The 20,012-nt window shown below is 74.4% G+C and carries 17 protein-coding genes; 12 read left to right on the top strand and 5 right to left on the bottom strand.

Annotated elements, in window-relative coordinates; all coding sequences use genetic code 11:
- The first annotated feature begins 21 nt into the window (after nucleotides 1-21).
- Nucleotides 22-465 carry a pyridoxamine 5'-phosphate oxidase family protein gene (locus ACFY7H_RS04555; RefSeq protein WP_388932963.1) on the top strand — a complete coding sequence of 148 codons (444 nt, stop codon included), beginning with the start codon at nucleotides 22-24 and terminating at the stop codon, nucleotides 463-465.
- Between the two features lie 63 nt (nucleotides 466-528).
- Here the strand turns inward: ACFY7H_RS04555 and ACFY7H_RS04550 are convergent, their stop codons facing one another.
- On the bottom strand, nucleotides 529-2,130 hold the full coding sequence (locus ACFY7H_RS04550) for a protein kinase (protein ID WP_388932960.1): 1,602 nt from the start codon (nucleotides 2,128-2,130) through the stop codon (nucleotides 529-531).
- A 225-nt stretch (nucleotides 2,131-2,355) separates the two neighbouring features.
- Here ACFY7H_RS04550 and ACFY7H_RS04545 point away from each other — a divergent pair, with 225 nt between their 5' ends.
- From ACFY7H_RS04545 to ACFY7H_RS04500, 10 genes are all read left to right on the top strand, one after another.
- On the top strand, nucleotides 2,356-4,005 hold the full coding sequence (locus ACFY7H_RS04545; RefSeq protein ID WP_388932957.1) for a protein kinase: 1,650 nt from the start codon (nucleotides 2,356-2,358) through the stop codon (nucleotides 4,003-4,005).
- A gap of 237 nt (nucleotides 4,006-4,242) precedes the next feature.
- On the top strand, nucleotides 4,243-4,746 hold the full coding sequence (locus ACFY7H_RS04540) for a hypothetical protein (protein WP_388932955.1): 504 nt from the start codon (nucleotides 4,243-4,245) through the stop codon (nucleotides 4,744-4,746).
- A 95-nt stretch (nucleotides 4,747-4,841) separates the two neighbouring features.
- Complete coding sequence (locus tag ACFY7H_RS04535; RefSeq protein ID WP_388932953.1) at nucleotides 4,842-5,573, top strand: PadR family transcriptional regulator; 732 nt, start codon at nucleotides 4,842-4,844, stop codon at nucleotides 5,571-5,573.
- Nucleotides 5,574-5,598: 25 nt separating this feature from the next.
- Nucleotides 5,599-6,351, top strand: a complete 753-nt coding sequence (locus tag ACFY7H_RS04530) for an ABC transporter ATP-binding protein (protein ID WP_388932948.1) — start codon at nucleotides 5,599-5,601, stop codon at nucleotides 6,349-6,351.
- A gap of 101 nt (nucleotides 6,352-6,452) precedes the next feature.
- The gene (locus tag ACFY7H_RS04525) at nucleotides 6,453-9,206 is read left to right on the top strand and encodes an FtsX-like permease family protein (protein WP_388933707.1); all 2,754 of its coding nucleotides are present in this window, start codon (nucleotides 6,453-6,455) and stop codon (nucleotides 9,204-9,206) included.
- A gap of 82 nt (nucleotides 9,207-9,288) precedes the next feature.
- On the top strand, nucleotides 9,289-9,831 hold the full coding sequence (locus ACFY7H_RS04520) for a bacterial proteasome activator family protein (protein WP_388932945.1): 543 nt from the start codon (nucleotides 9,289-9,291) through the stop codon (nucleotides 9,829-9,831).
- A gap of 383 nt (nucleotides 9,832-10,214) precedes the next feature.
- Entirely contained in the window at nucleotides 10,215-11,093 is an 879-nt protein-coding gene (locus ACFY7H_RS04515; protein WP_388932944.1) for an NTP transferase domain-containing protein, read from the top strand.
- Nucleotides 11,090-12,388 carry a molybdopterin molybdotransferase MoeA gene (locus tag ACFY7H_RS04510; RefSeq protein WP_388932941.1) on the top strand — a complete coding sequence of 433 codons (1,299 nt, stop codon included), beginning with the start codon at nucleotides 11,090-11,092 and terminating at the stop codon, nucleotides 12,386-12,388. The genes ACFY7H_RS04515 and ACFY7H_RS04510 overlap by 4 nt, the downstream gene beginning before the upstream one ends.
- On the top strand, nucleotides 12,376-13,476 hold the full coding sequence (locus ACFY7H_RS04505) for a potassium channel family protein (protein ID WP_388932939.1): 1,101 nt from the start codon (nucleotides 12,376-12,378) through the stop codon (nucleotides 13,474-13,476). Before ACFY7H_RS04510 ends, ACFY7H_RS04505 begins: the two co-directional genes overlap by 13 nt.
- A 19-nt stretch (nucleotides 13,477-13,495) precedes the next feature.
- Nucleotides 13,496-14,473 carry an NAD(P)H-quinone oxidoreductase gene (locus ACFY7H_RS04500; protein ID WP_388932937.1) on the top strand — a complete coding sequence of 326 codons (978 nt, stop codon included), beginning with the start codon at nucleotides 13,496-13,498 and terminating at the stop codon, nucleotides 14,471-14,473.
- A 43-nt stretch (nucleotides 14,474-14,516) separates the two neighbouring features.
- On the opposite strand, the gene ACFY7H_RS04495 is transcribed toward ACFY7H_RS04500, so the two are convergent.
- Entirely contained in the window at nucleotides 14,517-15,074 is a 558-nt protein-coding gene (locus tag ACFY7H_RS04495) for a TetR/AcrR family transcriptional regulator (RefSeq protein ID WP_388932935.1), read from the bottom strand.
- A 94-nt stretch (nucleotides 15,075-15,168) separates the two neighbouring features.
- Between ACFY7H_RS04495 and ACFY7H_RS04490 the strand changes: the two genes are divergently transcribed.
- On the top strand, nucleotides 15,169-16,281 hold the full coding sequence (locus ACFY7H_RS04490; RefSeq protein ID WP_388932933.1) for an FAD-dependent monooxygenase: 1,113 nt from the start codon (nucleotides 15,169-15,171) through the stop codon (nucleotides 16,279-16,281).
- A gap of 118 nt (nucleotides 16,282-16,399) precedes the next feature.
- Here ACFY7H_RS04490 and ACFY7H_RS04485 read toward each other — a convergent pair whose 3' ends face one another.
- The 3 genes from ACFY7H_RS04485 to pdhA are packed head-to-tail and all read right to left on the bottom strand — an operon-like array spanning nucleotide 16,400 to nucleotide 19,859.
- Entirely contained in the window at nucleotides 16,400-17,728 is a 1,329-nt protein-coding gene (locus tag ACFY7H_RS04485; RefSeq protein WP_388932930.1) for a dihydrolipoamide acetyltransferase family protein, read from the bottom strand.
- A complete protein-coding gene (locus ACFY7H_RS04480) occupies nucleotides 17,728-18,726 on the bottom strand; it encodes an alpha-ketoacid dehydrogenase subunit beta (protein ID WP_388932927.1) in 999 nt (332 codons plus the stop codon). Before ACFY7H_RS04480 ends, ACFY7H_RS04485 begins: the two co-directional genes overlap by 1 nt.
- A complete protein-coding gene (gene pdhA / locus ACFY7H_RS04475) occupies nucleotides 18,726-19,859 on the bottom strand; it encodes a pyruvate dehydrogenase (acetyl-transferring) E1 component subunit alpha (RefSeq protein ID WP_388932925.1) in 1,134 nt (377 codons plus the stop codon). Before pdhA ends, ACFY7H_RS04480 begins: the two co-directional genes overlap by 1 nt.
- Nucleotides 19,860-20,012 lie beyond the last annotated feature (153 nt).

The raw sequence follows: 20,012 nt of genomic DNA, 5'->3' as shown, positions 1-20,012 counted from the left end.
CCGGTGCCCGACAGTGGCTGCATGTCCCCAGAGGAACTCCACGCCATCGAACTGCTGCGCCGCGTGCCGTACGGCCGGGTCGCCACCAGCATGCGCGCCCTCCCCTTCCTCGCGGTCGCCCGCCACATCGTGGTGGACGGCAGGGTCGTGCTGAGAATGCACGCCGGTTTCGGCTACCACCGGGCGTGCGCCGGCAGTGTCGTCGCCTATGGGGCGGACAACTTCCATTCCGGCGAGGCCGCGTTGTGGACGGTGCAGTTCACCGGTACGGCGCAACTCGTCGAGCCGTCCACCGCGGAACTGGAACTATTCGGACCGGCGCCGCATTTCGTGGACGGAGAGGTCTTCGACCCCGTCCACATGCGCATCGAACCCCAGCTCGTATCCGTGCACACCCTGACCGGCAACCCGGTTCCGGAATGCCGCGCCGGTTCTCCGGACCGGCCGTACCAACACGCCCTGTGACCTGCCCGCGGCAAGGGAAAGGGCCCGGCGGAATTACTTCCTCCGGGCCCTTTTCCTGGGCTGTCACTCGTCGCCGGCGGGACTCCCGCCGCCCGTGGGCGCCGTCGGCTTGGTGGGCGGGTCCGTCGGGGGCGAGGGCTTCGCGGTCGGTTCCACCGGCGGTGTCGTCTTCGGCGTCGACGGCGCGGTGCTCGGCGCCGACGGGGTGTTGCTCGGCGTGTACTTGCTGCGGCTCGGGGCCGGCTGGTAGGTCTCGTCGGTGTGCGAGCGGCCGGTCTCCGCGCTCGGAGTGGTCGACGGGGTCTGCTCCGTGCTGCCGCCGCTGCTCTGCGAGGCGCCGGGCGTGCTCACGGTCGTCTTCGGCTTGTTGCCGCCACCACCGCCGCCGAGACCGCCGCTCTTGATGGCGTACGCCACCCCGCCGGCGATCGCGAGGACCGCGAGCACCGCGAAGAGCCACGCCTTCCACGCGCCGCCGCGCCGCCGGTCGTCGTAGCCGTCGTAGCCGCCGTGACCGCCCTGGCCGCCGCCGTGGCCCCGGTTGCCGCCGCCGGGGAACGCCGTGCCGTCGTCCGGGTTCAGCGGGGGGACCATCGGCTGCTGGAACTGCGAGGTCGTGGCGTGCGCGGGGTACTGCCGGCGCGGGCCGCCGTTCTGCGCGGGCCCCATCGCCGAGGTGGGCGCGCCGCCCGGCTGGCCGTGCGGGAGCGCCATGGTGACGGGGCCGGTGTTCCAGGTGCCGGTGTTCGCGCCCTGGTCCTGGAGCATCTGGAGCGCGTACTGGACGAGCCCCCGCATCTCCTCGGCGCTCTGGAACCGGTCGTCCGGGTCCTTGGCCAGCGACCGCATGACCAGGCCGTCGAGTTCGTGCGGGATGGAGCCGCCCTCGGGCAGCTGCGAGGGCGGCACCGGCGCGTCCTGAACGTGCTGGTAGACCACCGACAGGGGGGTCTCGCCGGTGAAGGGGGGCCGCAGCGCGAGGAGTTCGTACAGCAGGCAGCCGGTGGCGTAAAGGTCGGAGCGGTGGTCCACGGCCTTGCCGAGGGCCTGCTCGGGCGAGAGGTACTGCGGGGTGCCCATGACCATGCCGGTCTGGGTCATCGTCGACTGCACGCCGTGCAGGGCGCGGGCGATGCCGAAGTCCATCACCTTCACCGCGCCGGTGTCGGTGATGATGACGTTGGCGGGCTTGATGTCGCGGTGCACGATGCCGTGCTGGTGCGAGTACGCGAGGGCTTCGAGCACCCCGGAGACGATGATGAGCGCCTGCTCGGGACCCGGGGCCTCGGCGCTGATCAGCAGGTCCCGGATGGTGCGGCCCTCGACCAGCTCCATCACGATGTACGGGACCACGTTCGGACCGACCCGGTCCTCGCCCGAGTCGTACACGGCGACGACGGCGTGGTGGTTGAGGCCGGCGACCGACTGCGCCTCACGGGTGAAGCGGGCCTTGGACACCGGGTCCTCGGCCAGGTCGGCACGGAGCAGCTTGACGGCCACGGTGCGGCCCAGCCGTACGTCCTCGGCGGCGAACACCTCCGCCATGCCGCCGCGGCCCAGGCGGTGGGTCAGCCGGTAACGGCCGTCCCCCACGAGACCGCCCGCGCCCCAGTGCTCAGGACCGTCGGCCATCCCGGCGCCGTTTCCCTCGGGTTCGGGTGCCATCAGTCCTCGCCGTCGTCTCTCTCGCCCGCTCTAGCGGTGGGTCCCATCGGGTGCTCCGATGAACGCTACAGCCTCCGAACCGGTCACCGTTCGGCCACAGACGCCCCGTAGGCCCGTGGTCACGCAGCGGGCACCGGCTTGACGTGTGCTTGCCCTCCGGCAGACTGGGCGCGACATGCGCTCAGCCAGACGCGTAGGGAAACAGCCCGAGGGGAAGCAACAGTCATGAGCCAGGACGGCACGCAGGGCCGGTACGCAGGCGGCTCCCTGGCCGGTGGCCGTTATCAGCTAAGGGATTTGCTGGGCGAGGGGGGCATGGCCTCGGTCTACCTCGCGTACGACTCCGCGCTCGACCGCCAGGTCGCGATCAAGACCCTGCACAGCGAACTCGGGCGCGAGGCGTCCTTCCGCGAGCGCTTCCGGCGTGAAGCGCAGGCTGTTGCGAAACTGTCGCACACCAACATCGTCTCGGTCTTCGACACCGGCGAGGGAACCGTCACCTTCGGCTCCGGCGGCGGCGACGAGACGGTCATGCCGTACATCGTCATGGAGTACGTGGAGGGGCAGCCGCTCGGCTCGGTCCTCGACGCGGACGTGCGCCAGTACGGCGCCATGCCGGCGGACAAGGCCCTGAAGGTGACGGCCGACGTGCTGGCGGCCCTGGAGACCAGTCACGAGATGGGCCTGGTCCACCGCGACATCAAGCCCGGCAACGTGATGATGACCAAGCGCGGCGTCGTCAAGGTGATGGACTTCGGCATCGCCCGCGCCATGCAGTCGGGCGTCACCTCGATGACGCAGACCGGCATGGTCGTCGGCACCCCCCAGTACCTCTCGCCCGAGCAGGCGCTGGGGCGCGGCGTGGACGCCCGCTCCGACCTGTACTCCGTGGGCATCATGCTGTTCCAGCTGCTGACGGGCCGGATCCCCTTCGACGCGGACTCGCCCCTGGCCATCGCGTACGCGCACGTCCAGGAGGAGCCGGTGGCTCCGTCGGCCGTCAACCGGTCGATCACCCCTGCGATGGACGCACTGGTCGCGCGGGCGCTGAAGAAGAACCCGAACGAGCGCTTCCCCACGGCCGCGGCCATGCGCGACGAGATCATGCGCGTGATGTCGGCCGGTCACACGGGGGCTCCCGCCATCGTCCCCAACGCCGCCGTCGGCGGCAGCGGGGCGGGCGTCGGCTCGGCCGTCTTCCCGCCGGTGGACTCCGGCTTCCAGTCGCCGCCGCCGCAGTCGCTCCAGCAGCCGTACCAGGCCCAGACCCCGCCGCCGTCCCCGTACGCGCCTCAGCAGGCGCAGCAGCAGGGCGGTTACGCGTACCCGCACACCACCGCGCCCATGGCGCAGCAGCAGTACGCGCCGCAGACGCCGCCGCCGTTCACCATCTCGCCCACGCCCGCCCCGGCGGCCTCCTCGGGCGGCGGCAAGCGGAACACGCCGGTCGTGGTCGGCGCCGTGGCGGTGGCCCTGCTGGCCATCGGCGGCCTGATCGCGGTGCTGAACATGGACGACGACAAGGGCAAGAGCGCGTCCCCGTCCGCCTCGGCGTCAGCGTCCGCGTCCGGTTCGACGGTGGCCGGCCACAAGGGCCCGGACCCCTCGCGCACGATCGACGTGGAGAAGTGCAAGAGCCCGACGAAGTCCTACAAGGACGCCACCAAGGTCGTGGCCCCGGACTTCCGGTACAAGAACCTGCGCTCGGTCAAGGAGTGCATCCAGGCCGCGGGCTGGAGGTTCACCATCCAGGATCGCGACGAGGCCGTCTACGGCAAGGACACCGTCCTGGAGCAGCTGCCGGCTTCCGGGACCGACGTGGCCAAGGAGGGCACGGAGTTCACGCTGGTCGTGTCCACCGGCAACCCGCAGTAGGGGGAGTACTCCGGCGGCGGCGGGCGCGCGGGCGCCAGGGCCGCCGCCACGGCCGCGCGGCGGCCCCCGCCACGGCCGCGGCGCCCGGTGCGCGGCCGCGTACCGCCGGACCGGTGGTACCGGCGTCCGGGGCACCCTGACGGGCCACCCGGCATGCCCGCTTCGCCCCACTATGCAAGCCTGAGTGCGACGTCCGGCATCGGGCGTCCGGGCCGCATGGAAGGGGAGGGGCACCCCGTGACTCCACGCCTCCGCCTGCCGCACTGGACCGCCGCGGCCACGCTGGCCACCGCCGCGCTGCTGGCCACCGCGCCCGCGAGCGCCGCCCCCGCCCGCGCCCCGGCCGTCGCCGCGCCCGAACGCCCCGGCCGGGTGGCCGAAGTACCCGAAGAGGCGTACGAGGAGCTCGCCGGCAGCCCAGCGGGCGTCGGGCGGGAGCGCCCCGGGCGGCCCGCCGACGAACCGGTCGGCCCCGGCTTCGCCGCCGTCTCCCGCCCGGTGCGCCCGGTCCGCCCGACGCACCCGGTCCCTCCGGCGCACCCCCTGCCGGAGCGCCCGGGGCCGGCCACGCCGCCGCCGAGCGCGGCCCCGAGCCCTACGGCCCCCCTCACCGCGCTGGGCACCGATCAGAACGAACGGGCCGCGGACCTGGCAGCGGACCTCCTCCCGCTGGGCACCGGGCTGGCCCTGATGGGACTGGGCCTCGGGTACATGGGCATGCGGCTGCGACGGGGCCGGTAGCGGGTCCCGCCAGCTCTGCGACCGGCCCGGGGGGGCGGCCCCGGGGGGCCCGGGGGCGCTTGCATCCGCGAGCATACTCGGTATACATACTGAGTATGTCGATCCGTCACGGCCTTCTCGCACTGCTGGAACGGGGCCCCCGCTACGGCTCCCAGCTGCGCACCGAATTCGAATCCCGCACCGGCTCCACCTGGCCGCTCAACGTCGGGCAGGTCTACACGACCCTGGCCCGTCTGGAGCGCGACGGGCTCGTCGCCCCCGGCGGCGAGGACGAGGCCGGCCACACCCTCTACGCCATCACCGAAGGCGGCCTCGCCGAACTGCACGACTGGTACGAGCGCCCCGTCGACCGCACCAACCCGCCCCGCGACGAACTGTCCATCAAGCTCGCCATGGCCGTGGGCGCACCCGGGGTGGACATCCGCGCCGTCATCCAGGCCCAGCGGCACGCCACGCTCAAGGCGATGCAGGACTACACCCGGCTCAAGGCCCGGGCCCTCACCGCCATCGAGAGCGGGCAGGCGCGCGAGCGCGACGACCTGGCCTGGCTGCTGGTCCTGGAACAGCTGATCTTCCAGACCGAGGCCGAGGCGCGCTGGCTCGACCACTGCGAGTCCCGGCTCGTCCGGCTGGCCGCGCTCGGCCCCGCGGACGCGGCCAGCCCGGGACCCGAAACGCCGGGCGCGGGCAGCACGTCCGGCGTCGACTCGAAGCCCGCGGTGTCCGCGGTGTCTGCGGTGTCCGCGGTGTCCGCGGTCGCCACCAGCCCGGGCGCCACCGGCCCCGCCGGCCCCACCAGCCCTGCCGCCCGCACGCGGCGCGGCTGAACGAACGATCCAGGGGGGATCCCTCATGCCCGACCAGCACCAGCACCACGGCTCACACCCCGTACTCCAGCTGAACCGACTCGTACGCACCCACGGCACCGGCGCCACGGAGGTGCACGCCCTGCGCGGGGTCGACCTCGACGTCCACCCCGGCGAACTCATCGCCGTCATGGGCCCCTCCGGCTCCGGCAAGTCCACCCTGCTCACCCTCGCGGGCGGACTCGACACCCCCACCAGCGGCAGCGTCCTCGTCGAGGGCGTCGACATCACCACCGCCTCCCGCAGGCAGCTGGCCGCACTGCGCCGGCGCAGCATCGGCTACGTCTTCCAGGACTACAACCTGATCCCGGCCCTCACCGCCGCCGAGAACGTGGCCCTGCCCCTCGAACTCGACGGGACATCCGCCCGGAAGGCGCGCCGCGCGGCCATCGCCGCACTGAAGGAGATACGCCTGCCGCAGCTCGCCGACCGCTTCCCCGACGAGATGTCCGGCGGCCAGCAGCAGCGCGTGGCCATCGCCCGCGCCCTGGTCGGCGAACGCCGCCTGGTCCTCGCCGACGAGCCCACCGGCGCCCTCGACTCCGAGACCGGCGAGTCCGTGCTCGCGCTGCTGCGCGCCCGCTGCGACGCGGGCGCGGCCGGTGTCCTCGTCACGCACGAACCCCGCTTCGCCGCCTGGGCGGACCGGGTCGTCTTCCTGCGCGACGGCAGCGTCGTCGACGAGACCCTGCGCAGCCAGGCCGATTCGCTGCTCCCCGGGCGGGCGGCCGGCCTGTGACCTTCCCCCTCACCGCCTGGTACCACTCCTGGATCGCCGCCCTGCGCATCGCCCGCCGCGACGCGTGGCGCGCCAAGGGCCGCAGTGCCCTGGTTCTCGCGATGCTCGCCCTGCCCGTCATCGGGATGAGCGCCATCGACCTCACCTTCCGCAGTGCCCAGCTCTCCACCGACCAGCGGATGACCCGTGAGCTCGGCGCCGCCGACGCCCGGATCAGCCCCGCCGGCCTGGACGCGGCCATCTACCAGCACCCCAACGGCGAGCAGTACGCGCCGGTCGGCGGCTACGAGAAGTACCGCCCCGGCCGGGAGGAGGACCGGCAGCCGCTGAAGTCGGCGCTCCCGCCCGGGGTGCGGGCCGTCGAGGACAGCAAGGGCTTCGCCAAGATGCACACCGCGCACGGGCTGCTGGGGACCGACCTGCGCGAGCTGGACGTGCGCGACCCGCTGACCCGGGGCCTGATCACGCTCGGCCGGGGGCGCATGCCCGAGGGCCCGGGCGAGGTCGTCGCCACCCATGCCTTCCTGAAGGCCTCGGGCCTGTCCGTGGGCTCCTCCACGACCCCGCGCGGCTCCCAGGTGCCGTACCGGATCGTGGGCGCGTACGAGATCCCGGACAAGCTCCTGCACCCGGAACTGCTCGCCCTGCCGGGCACCGTGCTCGACCCGCTCGACAAGGCGCTCAAGGCCACCGGAGCACCCGGGATCACTCCCCGGTCGTCCTACCTCGTCTCGGTGGGCGGCGGTGGTTTCACGTGGAACATGGTCACGGAGGTCAACAAGCGGGGCGCGCTCGTTCTTTCCCGCGCCGTCGCCCTGCACCCGCCGGCCGACTCCGAGGTGCCGCTGTTCAAGCAGCAGCCGAAGGAGCAGTTCACCCTGCCGGAGCAGGGCGGGGTGACCGAGCAGTCCGCACTGGTCACCGTCGTCGGCCTCGCCATGCTGGAGATCTGCCTGCTCGCCGGACCCGCCTTCGCGGTCGGCGCCCGGCGCTCACGCCGCCAGCTGGGCCTGGTCGGCGCCAACGGCGGCGACCGGCGGCACATCCGGGCCGTCGTCCTCTCCGGCGGCATCGTGCTCGGCGCGGTGGCCGCGGTCATCGGCACGCTGACCGGTGTGGCCCTCACGCTGGGACTGCGGCCCCTGCTGGAGGAGAAGCTCGGCGCCCGCTTCGGCGGCTTCGAGGCCCGACCGCTGGAACTGCTGGGCATCGCCCTGCTCGCCGTGGTGACCGGCCTGCTGGCCGCGGTCGCCCCCGCCGTCACCGCCTCCCGGCAGACGGTGCTGTCCTCCCTCACCGGCCGGCGCGGGGTGCGCCGCGCCGGCCGGGTACTGCCCCTCATCGGGGTGCTCGCCATCGCCGGCGGCACGGTGATCGTCGTGTACGGGAGCCGGTACCGGGTCAGCACCACCTTCGTGATGGGCGGCAGTGCGCTCGCCGAGCTCGGTGTCGTCGCCCTCACTCCGCTGCTGGTCGGCCTGTTCGGACGGCTCGGGCGATGGCTGCCGCTGTCGCCCCGGCTCGCCCTGCGCGACGCCGTCCGCAACCGGGGGCGTACGGCCCCGGCGGTGGCCGCCGTACTGGCCGCCGTCGCGGGGACGGTGGCGGTCTCCACCTACCAGCACAGCCGCGACGTCCAGTACCGGCACGAGTACGTGGCCGAACTCCCCTCCGGGGCCGGGTATCTGACGAGCCGCGACAACAGCGGTCACAAGGACATGCCGGCCCTGCGCGACACCCTCTCCAAGACCCTGCCCGTGGCGGTACGGGCCGACGTGGACCGGCTGGTCGTGGGCAACCCGAACTGCTCCTCCAGGGGAGGGACGCAGGTCTGCGGACGGGTCGAGGTCATCGTCCCGAAGGAACAGCGCTGTCCGATCTCCGAGGCCGAGCACGGGGCGGCTTCCTTCCCGCCGGACCGGCTACGGGAGCTGCGGCAGGACCCGCGCTGCGCGGAGAAGCGTTTCCCCACCCCCTTCCTGACCGTCGTCGCCGACGAGAAGCTGATGCGGGTCCTGGCCGTCGGCGACCCGGGCTCCGCGGCCGCGCTGAAGGAGGGCAGGCCCGTCTCCTTCAACCGGAACCAGGTCAAGGACGGGAAGGTCACCCTGCGGGTCGTCACCGATGCGGCCGCCGCCGAGAAGGCCGCCGAGCGGCGCGCCGAACCGCCCGGCCAGGACAAGGTCCTCACCGTCCACCAGGCGCCCGACACCGCCAACGCCTGGGGCGTCGAGCTGGTCCTGCCGCCCGCCGCCGCCCGCGCCGCCGGTATCGCGACGGCCCCCGTCGGCTCGTACTTCAGCCTCGACCGCAAGGCGGCCACCGAGGAACGGCAGCGGATGGACGGGGAGATCGACCGGATGGGCGCCGACGCCGAACTCAAGCTGGAGGAGGGCTACCAGGAGCAGCACACCCTGGGCCTGCTCATCCTCGGGGTGTTCGCGGGTCTGGTCACCATCGGTGCCGCCGGTATCGCGACGGGCCTGGCCCAGGCCGATTCGGAGGCCGACCTGAAGACCCTCGCGGCGGTCGGTGCGGCCCCGCGCGTACGGCGCACGCTCAGCGGCTTCCAGTGCGGGGTCGTGGCCCTGATGGGCGTGGTCCTCGGCTCCGCGGCCGGGATCCTGCCGGCGGTCGGGCTGCGGCTGACCCAGGAGCGGGAACAGCTGCGGCTCATCCGGTACGGCATCGAAACGGGCAACGCCTCGGCGCTCGACACCGAGCTGTACGTACCGATCGCGGTGCCGTGGGAGACGCTGGCGGGCCTGCTGGTCCTCGTACCGCTGGGCGCGGCGCTGCTGGCCGCGCTGGTCACCAGGTCGAGCGGGGCGCTGGCCCGGCGGGCGGCGGGCTGAGGTCACTGCCCCCGTACAGGGTGGATCACGCCCGTACGGGGGCACACCGTGATGAGACGCAGGTGTGCGAGAGAATGACGGCATGGAGATGCCGAGGAGTGAACGGTCGCAGGACAGCCCCCCGCACGTGCTGATCGTGGGCCAGGACGGGATGGCGGTCGGCGGCACCGATGACGAGTCGCGCGAGGTCCCGGTGACGGAGATGGTCGAACAGCCCGCCAAGGTCATGCGCATCGGCAGCATGATCAAGCAACTTCTGGAAGAAGTGCGCGCCGCCCCTCTGGACGAGGCCAGCCGGGTCCGTCTGAAGGACATCCACGCGGCGTCGGTGAAGGAACTCGAAGACGGCCTCGCGCCGGAACTGGTCGAGGAACTGGAGCGGCTCTCCCTGCCGTTCACCGAGGAAACGGTCCCCTCGGAGGCGGAACTGCGCATCGCGCAGGCCCAGTTGGTGGGGTGGCTGGAGGGCCTCTTCCACGGCATCCAGACGGCCCTGTTCGCGCAGCAGATGGCGGCGCGGGCCCAGCTGGAACAGATGCGCCGGGCCCTCCCGCCGGGCAGCTCGCACGACGACGACAGCGAGGACGGCCCCCACGGCGCGGTCCGCTCCGGCCCGTACCTCTGATCCCGGCACCGCTCGCGCGGTGCCGACCGGGGCGCCGCACCGGCCGCCCCACCGCTGCCACGGGCTCCGTCCGGCCACCGCCGGACGGAGCCCGCGTCCGTTCCGGGGCCGCGCCTCGCGGGGCGGGCCGGGCGGGGCCGGTGCGTGTCCGGCGGATCGGGGCCGGACCGGCCCGGGGCACGGGCGACGGGCGACGGCGCGGCGAGCCGCGGGGCCGGGCGGGTGGGCCGGGGCCGGGCGGGTGGGCCGGGGCCGGGCGGGCCGGAGCCTGGCGGGCCGGGGCCGGGCGGCCGGGGCCGGGCGGCCGGGGCCGGGCGGGATCCGTCGGGCACCCCCTAAGTGGGCGGTGACGGCCGCGATATGGGCCGCGCATACTCAGGGGCATGAGCTACGACGCCATCGTCCTCGCCGGCGGCGCCGCCCGGCGCCTCGGCGGGGCGGACAAGCCCACCCTCCACGTCGGCGGCCGCACCCTCCTCGACCGTGTCCTGGCGGCCTGCGCGGACGCCGCCGAGACCGTCGTGGTCGGCGCCCGGACGGCGACGGCCCGCCCCGTGCGCTGGACCCGCGAGGACCCGCCCGGCGGCGGACCCGTGGCCGCGCTGGACGCCGGGATCCGCCGGACCAGCGCCGGGCTGGTCCTCGTACTCTCCGCCGATCTGCCCTTCCTGGACCGGGACACCGTCCGGGCCCTGCTCACGGCCGCCGCCGACGGCCCGGGTGACGGCGCCCTGCTGCGGGACGCGGACGGCCGCGACCAGCCCCTCGTCGCCGCCTACCGCACCGAGCCCCTGCACCGTGAGATCGCCCTGCTCGCCACCGAGCACGGCACCCTGCACGGCCTCCCGCTGCGCGCCCTCACCGCCGAACTCCACCTGACCCGGGTGGTCTCCGCCGCGCCCCTGGCCTCCTTCGACTGCGACACCTGGGAGGACCTCGCAGCGGCCCGCGCCCGGATCAGGGAGCATGGGAGCGTGCTGGAGCATTGGATCACCGCCGCCAAGAGCGAACTCGGGATCGACGACGTCGCCGTCGACGTCGCGACCCTGCTCGACCTCGCCCGTGACGCCGCCCACGGCGTGGCCCGGCCCGCGGCCCCGCTGACGACGTTCCTCGTCGGCTACGCGGCCGCCCGCGCCGAGGCCACCGGCGCCGACCCCGTCCAGGCCGTCGCGGAAGCCTCCCGCAAGGCCGCCGACCTGGCACTGCGCTGGGCCGCCGAGGCCCAGAACCCCCACCCCGAGGAGACCGGCTCCGGATGACCCGTACCGACGCCGACGGCGCCCTGGACGAGGCCCTCGCCCTGGTCAGCCGCCACCCCGACTCCGGCTCCGGCGGCGCCGGCGGCCACCGCGCCGCCCCCTGGCTGCGCGCCCGCGAGACCGCCGCACGGGCGGGCACCGCCGTGCCCGCCCGCACCCACCGGGTGCGCTTCGCGGACGCGCTCGGCGAAGTGCTGACCGCGCCCCTGGAAGCCCTCAGCGACCTGCCGTCCTTCGACACCTCGGCCATGGACGGCTGGGCCGTGGCGGGCCCCGGCCCCTGGCGCGTCCGCCCCGGCGACGGGATCCTCGCCGGGAACGAGCCGCCCGAGCCGCTCGCCGACGGCGAGGCCGTACGGATCGCCACCGGCGCCCGGGTCCCCGTCGACACCACCGCCGTGATCCGCAGCGAGCACGCCCGCGAGTCCGGCACCCAGCTCTACGCCGACCGGCCCGTGAACACCGGGCAGGACATCCGGCCGCGCGGCCAGGAGTGCCGCTCGGGCGACCTGCTGCTGCCCGTCGGCTCGCTCGTCACCCCGGCCGTGCTCGGCCTCGCCGCCGCCGCCGGGTACGACGAGCTGGTCACCCGGCCCCGGCCCCGCGTGGAGATCCTGGTCCTCGGCGACGAACTGCTCACCGAGGGGCGCCCGCACGACGGCCTGATCCGGGACGCCCTCAGCCCCATGCTCGGCCCCTGGCTCAGCCGGCTCGGCGCCGAGGTCACCGGCACGCGCCGGCTCGGCGACGACCCGGCCGGGGCCGAGGCCCTGCTGGAGGCGGTCACCGGCTCCACCGCCGACGTGGTCGTCACCACCGGCGGCACCGCCTCCGGCCCCGTCGACCACGTCCACCCCGTGCTGAAGCGCGCCGGGGCCGAGCTGCTGGTGGACGGGGTCGCCGTGCGCCCCGGGCATCCGATGCTGCTGGCCCGCCTCGGCGACCGGGAGGAGGCCCAGCACGTGGTCGGGCTGCCCGGCAATCCGCTCGCCGCCGTGTCCGGGCTGCTCACCCTCGCCGAGCCGCTGCTGCGCGCCCTCGCCGGCCGCCGCCAGCGGCCCCGCTACACGGTGCCGGTGGAGGGCGACGTGCCCGGCCACCCGTACGACACCCGGCTGGTGCCGGTGCTGCTGACCGACGAACACGCCGTACCGCTGCGCTACAACGGCCCGGCGATGCTGCGCGGGCTGGCGGGCGCCGACGCGCTGGCCGTCGTACCACCGCACGGTGCCCGGTCGGGGCAGGACCTGGAGATCCTCGATCTGCCCTGGGCCGCGGGAGGATGTTTCACGTGAAACTCCACGGCCAGGACGCCATGGCGCGGGGCGCCGACGAGAAGCTCGTCTCACGCCGCGTCAAACTCCCCAAGCGGGTCGTCGAGAAGCCCCTGCGGCAGGTCACCCGGCGACTGCTGATGGCCCTCTTCGTCCTGTGCCTGACGGTGCTGATCGTCTGGCTCGACCGCGAGGGCTACCACGACAACGCCAACGGGAAGGTCGACCTCCTTGACAGCGTCTACTACGCGACCGTGACCCTGTCGACCACGGGCTACGGCGACATCGTCCCCCACAGCGACAGCGCGCGGCTGGTCAACGTCCTGCTGATCACCCCGTTGCGCGTGCTGTTCCTGATCATCCTGGTCGGGACCACCCTGGAGGTCCTCACCGAACGGACCCGCGAAGAGTGGCGGCTGAACCGCTGGAGGAAGAACTTGCGTGAGCACACGGTCGTCGTCGGCTTCGGCACCAAGGGCCGCTCCGCCCTGCAGACGCTGCTGGCGACCGGCCTCCAGAGGGAGCAGGTCGTCATCGTGGACCCCAGCGCCAAGGTCATCGACATCGCCAACTCCGAGGGGTTCACCGGCGTCGTCGGTGACGCCACCCGCTCGGAAGTACTGCTGCGGGCCGAGCTCCAGAAGGCCCGTCAGATCATCATCGCCACTCAGCGGGACGACACCGCCGTCCTGGTGACCCTGACGGCCCGGCAGCTCAACCGGGGCGCGAAGATCGTGGCGGCGGTCCGCGAGGAGGAGAACGCACCGCTGCTGAAGCAGTCCGGCGCGGACGCGGTCATCACGAGCGCCAGCGCGGCGGGACGGCTGCTGGGCCTGTCGGTGCTCAGCCCCAGCGCGGGCACCGTGATGGAGGACCTGATCCAGCAGGGCAGCGGCCTGGACCTGATCGAACGACCCGTCACCAAGGCCGAGGTGGGCCGCAGTGTCCGCGACACCGGTGACCTCGTCGTCAGCGTCCTGCGCGGACACCGGCTGCTCGCGTACGACGACCCGCACGCGAGTCCGCTCCAGCTGACCGACCGCGTGATCACCATCGTGCGGGCCGTACCCCCGGCCGGCCCCCAGGTCACCCTGGGCCCGGTGGAGTAGGCCCGGTAGATTCCGCGCCATGCATGCGATCACGATCGAGCGGCCCGGCGGCCCCGAGGCCCTGGTCTGGGCCGAAGTAACCGATCCGGTGGCGGGCGAGGGGGAGGTGCTCGTCGAGGTCGCGGCGAGCGCCGTGAACCGCGCCGACGTCCTGCAACGGCAGGGCTTCTACGACCCCCCGCCGGGTGCCTCCGTCCATCCCGGCCTGGAGTGCTCCGGGCGCGTCGTCGCGCTCGGGCCGGGTGTCTCGGGCTGGGCGGTGGGTGACGAGGTGTGCGCGCTGCTGTCCGGCGGCGGGTACGCCGAGCGGGTGGCCGTCCCGGCGGGGCAGCTGCTGCCGGTGCCGAAGGGGGTGGACCTGGTGACGGCGGCCGCGCTGCCGGAGGTCGTCGCGACGGTCTGGTCCAACGTCTTCATGGTGGCCGGGCTGCGTCCGGGCGAGACCCTGCTGGTGCACGGCGGCTCCAGCGGGATCGGCACCATGGCCGTCCAGCTGGGCAAGGCCGTCGGCGCGCGGGTGGCTGTGACGGCGGGCGGCGAGCGGAAGCTGGCGCGCTGCGCGGAGCTGGGGGCGGACATCCTGATCGACTACCGCGAGCAGGACTTCGTGGAGGAGCTGCGGGCCGCGACCGGCGGGGCCGGGGCGGACGTGATCCTGGACATCATCGGCGCGAAGTACCTCGCGCGGAACCTGGAGGCACTGGCCGTGAACGGCCGGCTCGCGGTGATCGGCCTCCAGGGCGGGGTGAAGGCGGAGCTGGACCTGCGCACCCTGCTGGCCAAGCGGGCGGCGATCACGGCGACCACCCTGCGCACCCGCCCGCTGGAGGAGAAGGCGGCCATCATGGCGGCCGTGGGGGAGCACGTGTGGCCCCTGATCGCCGCCGGCCGGGTCCGCCCGGTGGTCCACGCGGCGTACCCGATCGCCGAGGCGGCCGAGGCCCACCGGGTCATGGAGGCCGGCACCCACGTGGGCAAGCTGCTGCTGACGGTCTGACGCCGCGTCGCGCCGGCCGCGCCGTGCCGGCCGCCCCGCGGCTTCAGCGCAGGGCCGCCGCGACGAGCCCTTCCAGGGCTTCGCGGGGGACCTCGGTGCCGGTCGGCAGACGGTCGAGGACCAGGCCGTCCACGCAGGCCAGCAGGGTGAGGGTGCGGGCCTCCGGGTCGGGTACGCCGTACGCGGCCAGGAAGGCCCGTACGGTGTCGCGCCCGGCGTTCTCGCGGGGGACGAGGATCTCGCGCAGTTCCGGGTCGCGGACGCTCTCCAGGGCGCAGGCGTAGCGGGCCAGTGACCGCCGGCGCCCTTCGCCGGTGAGCCGGGCGGTGGTCAGCGCGGCGAGGCCGTCGGTCAGTTCGGCCGGGGTGCGGGGGAGCGGGGCCCGCTCCCCGGCGGCCTGGAGTTCGGCCTGGTCCCGGGCCACGAGGCGGCGTACGAGCGCGGTCAGCAGGGCGGCCCGGGTGCGCAGGTAGGCCGAGGTGGTGCCCGGCGGCAGCCCGGCGGCCCGGTCCACGGCCCGGTGGGTCAGCCCGCGCATGCCCAGGTCGGCCAGGACCTCGATGGCGGCGTCGGCCAGGAGGGTTCGTCGTTCTTCGCTCACCCCCTCATTTGTACACCCCGCCTTCTACAGCTGTAGAAGGTGCCGGGTACGCTGCACCCCCAACGCTTCTACAGGTGTAGAAAAGAGGTGCGTGATGAGCCGGACGGCACTGGTCATCGGCGGGGGCATCGGCGGACTGGCGGCGGCGATCGGGCTGCACCGCACGGGCTGGGACGTCACCGTGCTGGAGCGTTCCCCCGTGCTCGACGACGCGGGGGCCGGGATCTCCCTCGCCGCCAACGGGATCCGCGCCCTGGACACGCTGGGCGTCGGCCCGGACGTACGGAAGGCCGCGCGCCGCCAGTACACCGGCGGCACCCGCACTCCCGACGGGCGGTGGCTCTCCCGCCTGGACGGGGAGGCCGTCCTCATGACCGGCCTCCCGCGCGCCGCCCTGCACCGGCTGCTGCGCGAGGCCCTGCCGGCGTCCTGCCTGCGGACGGGAGTGGGCACCCTCGACGGGACGCCCGCCCGTCCCGGCGCGGACCTGGTCGTGGCCGCCGACGGGGTGCGCAGCGGCATCCGCGCACGCCTCTTCCCCGGGCACCCGGGCCCGCGCTACAGCGGGTCGACGGTGCTGCGCGCCATCACCGGGGCACCCGTGCGGACGGACAGCGACTTCGCGCTGACCTGGGGCCGGGGTGCGGAGTTCGGGCACATCGCGTTCGCGGACGGCCGCGCCGAATGGCACGCGGTGCTCGCGGCGCCGCCGGGCCTGCGGCACGCGGACCCGCTCGCGGCGCTCCGGCACCGCTTCGGGCGCTGGCACAGCCCGGTGCCGGAGCTGCTGGCGGCGACCCGGCCCGAGGACGTGCTGCACCACGACGTCCACGAGCTGGTGACCCCGCTGCCCTCGTACGCCGTCGGGCGGGTGGCGCTGCTCGGGGACGCCGCGCACGCGATGACCCCGAACCTCGGCCAGGGGGCCTGCCAGGCGCTGGAGGACGCGGTGGTGCTGGCGGCGGAACTGGCCGCCGGACCGACCGTGGAGGCGGCCCTGAACCGCTACGACGCCGTGCGGCGGCCGCGCGCCGAGGCGGTGGCCCGCGCGGCCCGCCGGGCCGGCCGGCTGGGCCACCGGCTGGCCCACCCCCTCGCGGTGACCGCCCGCAACACGGCGCTGCGGCTGGCCCCCTCCGGGGCGAGCGTCCGCGCGATGCTCCGGCACACCGCCTGGACCGCCCCGGCCCTTCCTACGCGGCACTGACCGGGGCAGCCACCCCCGGCCGGGGAGGGCTCCGACGGCCCGGGCCGTGCCACCAGGGACCCGCCCGGCCCGGGCCGGGCCTCGCCGAGGCTGCCGGCGAGGAAGACGGCGAAACGGCCTAAAGGCCGCGCAGCAGCACCGCCGGGTTCTCCACGCAGTCGGCCACGTACCGCAGGAAGCCGCCCGCCGTGCCGCCGTCGCAAACCCGGTGGTCGAAGGTCAGGGACAGCTGCACGACCTGACGGACGGCCAGCTCGCCCCGGTGCACCCACGGCTTCGGGATGATGCGGCCCACACCGAGCATGGCCGCCTCGGGGTGGTTGATGATCGGCGTGGAGCCGTCCACGCCGAACACCCCGTAGTTGTTCAGGGTGAACGTGCCGCCGGTCAGGTCCGACGGGGCGAGCTTCCCCGCCCGGGCCAGCTCGGTCAGCCGGGCGAACTCCGCCGACAGCGACTCCGGGCTGCGCGTGTGGGCGTCCCGGACCACCGGGACCATCAGCCCGCGCTCGGTCTGCGCGGCGAAGCCCAGGTGCACGGCCGGGAGCCGGACGATCTCGTTGGCCGCGAGGTCCACCGTGGAGTTGAGCTCCGGGTACCGGGCGAGTCCGGCCGTGCAGATCCGGGCCAGCAGCGCCAGCACCGAGATCCTGGGCCCGTCCACGGCGTTCATCGCGGCGCGCGCCGCCATCAGCTCGGTGGCGTCCGCGTCGACCCAGCACGTGGCCTCGGGGATCTCGCGCCGGCTGCGCGAGAGCTTCTCCGCCACCGCGCCCCGCAGCCCCTTGAGCGGGATCCGCTCCCCCGCCGGCGCCGACACGGGCGCGGCGGCAACGGCGGCCACGGGCTCGGGGGCCCTCAGCGCGGCCTCCACGTCGGCCCGAAGGATCAGGCCCTCCGGCCCCGATCCGCGCAGCGACCGCAGGTCGACCCCGTTGTCCCGGGCCAGCTTGCGCACCAGCGGCGAGATGACGGGCACCGGCCCGGCGGACACCACCGGGGCGGCCGCCTCGACCGGGGCGGCCGCGACCGGGGCGGGCGCCGCGACGGGCGCCGACACCGCGGCGGTGACGGGTCGCACCCGCCGCCGACGCGCCGGGCGGGAGTGGTCGGAGCCGTACCCGATCAGCGGCCGGGGCGCGTTGGCCGAGCCCTCGGCATCCGCCTCCGCGGCCGACGCGGCCCCGGCGGACGCCGGCTCCGCACCCACCGCCACGGTGATCAGCGGAGCGCCGACCGGCAGCTCCTCCCCCTCCTCGCCGAACCGGGCGGTGACCACGCCGCCGTAGGGGCAGGGCACCTCCACCATCGCCTTGGCCGTCTCGACCTCGACGACCGGCTGGTCGATGGCGACGACATCGCCCACGGCCACCAGCCAGCGCACGATCTCCGCCTCGGTCAGCCCCTCACCGAGGTCGGGCAGCTTGAACTCGAATACCTGCGGCATCAGCTCTCCCACTGCAGGCGGGCCACGGCGTCCAGGATCCGCTCCACACCGGGCAGGTGGTACTTCTCCAGCATCGGCGGCGGGTACGGGATGTCGAAGCCCGTCACCCGCAGCACCGGCGCCTCCAGATGGTGGAAGCAGCGCTCCGTCACCCGGGCGGCGATCTCCGCGCCCGGCCCGCCGAAGCCGCCGGCCTCGTGGACCACCACCGCGCGCCCGGTGCGGCGTACGGAGGCGACGGCGGTCTCCTCGTCGAAGGGGACGAGCGAGCGCAGGTCAACGACCTCCAGGTCCCAGCCCTCCTCGCGGGCCGCCTCGGCCGCCTCCAGGCAGACCGGCAGCGAGGGACCGTACGTGATCAGGGTGGCGCTCGTGCCGGCCCTGCGCACCAGGGCCTGCCCGATGCCCGGGACGGCCGCGGGTGCCTCCGGCGACCACTGCGCCTTGGACCAGTAGAGCCGCTTCGGCTCCAGGAAGACCACCGGGTCGTCGCTCGCGATCGACGCGCGCAGCAGCCCGTACGCGTCCTCGACCGTCGCCGGGGTCACGACGGTGAGCCCGGGGGTGGCCGTGTAGTAGGCCTCGGAGGAGTCGCAGTGGTGCTCGACGCCGCCGATCCCGCCGCCGTAGGGCACGCGGATGGTGATCGGGAGCGGCATCCTGCCCCGGGTGCGGTTGCGCATCTTCGCGACGTGGGAGAGGAGCTGCTCGAAGGCGGGGTAGGCGAACGCGTCGAACTGCATCTCCACGACCGGCCGCAGCCCGTACATGGCCATGCCGACGGCGGTGCCCAGGATTCCGGCCTCGGCGAGCGGGGTGTCCGTGACGCGGTCCTCGCCGAACTCCTTCATGAGCCCGTCGGTGATCCGGAAGACGCCGCCGAGCGCGCCGACGTCCTCGCCCATCACGTGGACGGTGGGGTCCTCGGCCATGGCGTCGCGCATGGCACGGGTGAGCGCCTGCGCCATCGTCGCGGGCTTCGCGGCAACGGTCGTCATCACTCTCCCTCCGCTTCCAGCTCGGCTCGGAGCACGGCGGCCTGCTCGCGCAGCCGGCCGGTCTGCTCCGCGTAGACGTGCGCGAACAGGTCCATCGGGTCGACCACGGGGTCGGCGTTCATCCGCTCGCGCAGGTCGGCCGCCATCGCCTCGGCCGCGTCGCGCGCTTCCTGGATGCCCTCGGCGTCCAGGATCCCGCGCGCGGTCAGCTCGCGCTCCAGCAGGTCCACCGGGTCGTGCGCCTTCCAGGCCTCGACCTCGGCGTCCGTGCGGTACCGGGTGGCGTCGTCCGCGTTCGTGTGGGCCTCCATCCGGTAGGTGACGGCCTCGATCAGGGTCGGTCCGCCGCCCGAGCGGGCCCGCTTCACCGCCTCGGTGAGGACCTCGTGCATGGCGGCGACGTCGTTGCCGTCGACCAGCCGGCCGGGCATCCCGTAACCCACGGCCTTGTGGGCCAGCGTGGGAGCGGCGGTCTGCTTGGCGAGCGGTACGGAGATCGCGAAGCCGTTGTTCTGGACGAGGAAGACCACCGGGGCCTGCCATACGGCGGCGAAGTTCAGCGCCTCGTGGAAGTCGCCCTCGCTGGTGCCGCCGTCGCCGACCATGGCGAGCGCGACGACCTCGTCACCGCGCAGCCGCGCGGCGTGCGCCAGGCCGACCGCGTGCGGCAGCTGGGTGGCGAGGGGGGTGCACAGGGGGGCTATGCGGTGCTCGCGGGGGTCGTAACCGGTGTGCCAGTCGCCGCGCAGCAGCGTCAGCGCCTGTACGGGGTCCAGTCCGCGCGCCACGGCGGCGAGGGTGTCGCGGTAGCTCGGGAAGAGCCAGTCCTGCTCCTCCAGGACCAGGGCGGCCGCGATCTCGGCGGCCTCCTGCCCGACGGTGGAGGGGTACACGGCGAGACGGCCCTGCCGGGTCAGCGCGGTGGCCTGCGCGTTGTACCGGCGTCCCCGCACCAGCTCGGCGTAGTACCGGCGCATCAGGGCGGGGTCGAGCCCCTCCGCCGCCGGAGTGCCCAGCACCCGGTAGGGCTCGGGGTCCGGAAGCAGCGGAGCGGCTTCCATACGGGGCCTCCAGGCGGGCGGCGGGGTGACGTGGTGCGACGCACCGGCACCGGGCAGCTCTTGGACCGTCATGGCGGCGTACACCTCCTCGTGGGAAGCGGGCTGGGGACGCCACGTGTGAGGCGCCTCACCAACCGATTGTTCGGTCGTTGGCGCAATTTGGCTACAGGCGGCTCCAGGCTGTGGACAAAGTGGCGGCGGGGCCCTGGGATGGGTGCAGGACGT

The organism is Streptomyces sp. NPDC012794, from assembly GCF_042901085.1.
GTDB lineage: Bacteria > Actinomycetota > Actinomycetes > Streptomycetales > Streptomycetaceae > Streptomyces.
This window is presented reverse-complemented; position numbering and strand designations above follow the sequence as displayed.

Excerpts from the sequence above, each read along its gene's own strand:
- ACFY7H_RS04555 (WP_388932963.1), top strand. The coding sequence starts at position 22 with ATGTCCCCAGAGGAACTCCACGCCATCGAACTGCTGCGCCGCGTGCCG.
- ACFY7H_RS04550 (WP_388932960.1), bottom strand. The coding sequence starts at position 2,130 with ATGGCACCCGAACCCGAGGGAAACGGCGCCGGGATGGCCGACGGTCCT.
- ACFY7H_RS04545 (WP_388932957.1), top strand. The coding sequence starts at position 2,356 with ATGAGCCAGGACGGCACGCAGGGCCGGTACGCAGGCGGCTCCCTGGCC.
- ACFY7H_RS04535 (WP_388932953.1), top strand. The coding sequence starts at position 4,842 with ATGTCGATCCGTCACGGCCTTCTCGCACTGCTGGAACGGGGCCCCCGC.
- ACFY7H_RS04530 (WP_388932948.1), top strand. The coding sequence starts at position 5,599 with ATGCCCGACCAGCACCAGCACCACGGCTCACACCCCGTACTCCAGCTG.
- ACFY7H_RS04525 (WP_388933707.1), top strand. The coding sequence starts at position 6,453 with ATGCTCGCCCTGCCCGTCATCGGGATGAGCGCCATCGACCTCACCTTC.
- ACFY7H_RS04520 (WP_388932945.1), top strand. The coding sequence starts at position 9,289 with ATGGAGATGCCGAGGAGTGAACGGTCGCAGGACAGCCCCCCGCACGTG.
- ACFY7H_RS04515 (WP_388932944.1), top strand. The coding sequence starts at position 10,215 with ATGAGCTACGACGCCATCGTCCTCGCCGGCGGCGCCGCCCGGCGCCTC.
- ACFY7H_RS04510 (WP_388932941.1), top strand. The coding sequence starts at position 11,090 with ATGACCCGTACCGACGCCGACGGCGCCCTGGACGAGGCCCTCGCCCTG.
- ACFY7H_RS04505 (WP_388932939.1), top strand. The coding sequence starts at position 12,376 with ATGTTTCACGTGAAACTCCACGGCCAGGACGCCATGGCGCGGGGCGCC.
- ACFY7H_RS04500 (WP_388932937.1), top strand. The coding sequence starts at position 13,496 with ATGCATGCGATCACGATCGAGCGGCCCGGCGGCCCCGAGGCCCTGGTC.
- ACFY7H_RS04490 (WP_388932933.1), top strand. The coding sequence starts at position 15,169 with ATGAGCCGGACGGCACTGGTCATCGGCGGGGGCATCGGCGGACTGGCG.
- ACFY7H_RS04485 (WP_388932930.1), bottom strand. The coding sequence starts at position 17,728 with ATGCCGCAGGTATTCGAGTTCAAGCTGCCCGACCTCGGTGAGGGGCTG.
- ACFY7H_RS04480 (WP_388932927.1), bottom strand. The coding sequence starts at position 18,726 with ATGACGACCGTTGCCGCGAAGCCCGCGACGATGGCGCAGGCGCTCACC.
- pdhA (WP_388932925.1), bottom strand. The coding sequence starts at position 19,859 with ATGACGGTCCAAGAGCTGCCCGGTGCCGGTGCGTCGCACCACGTCACC.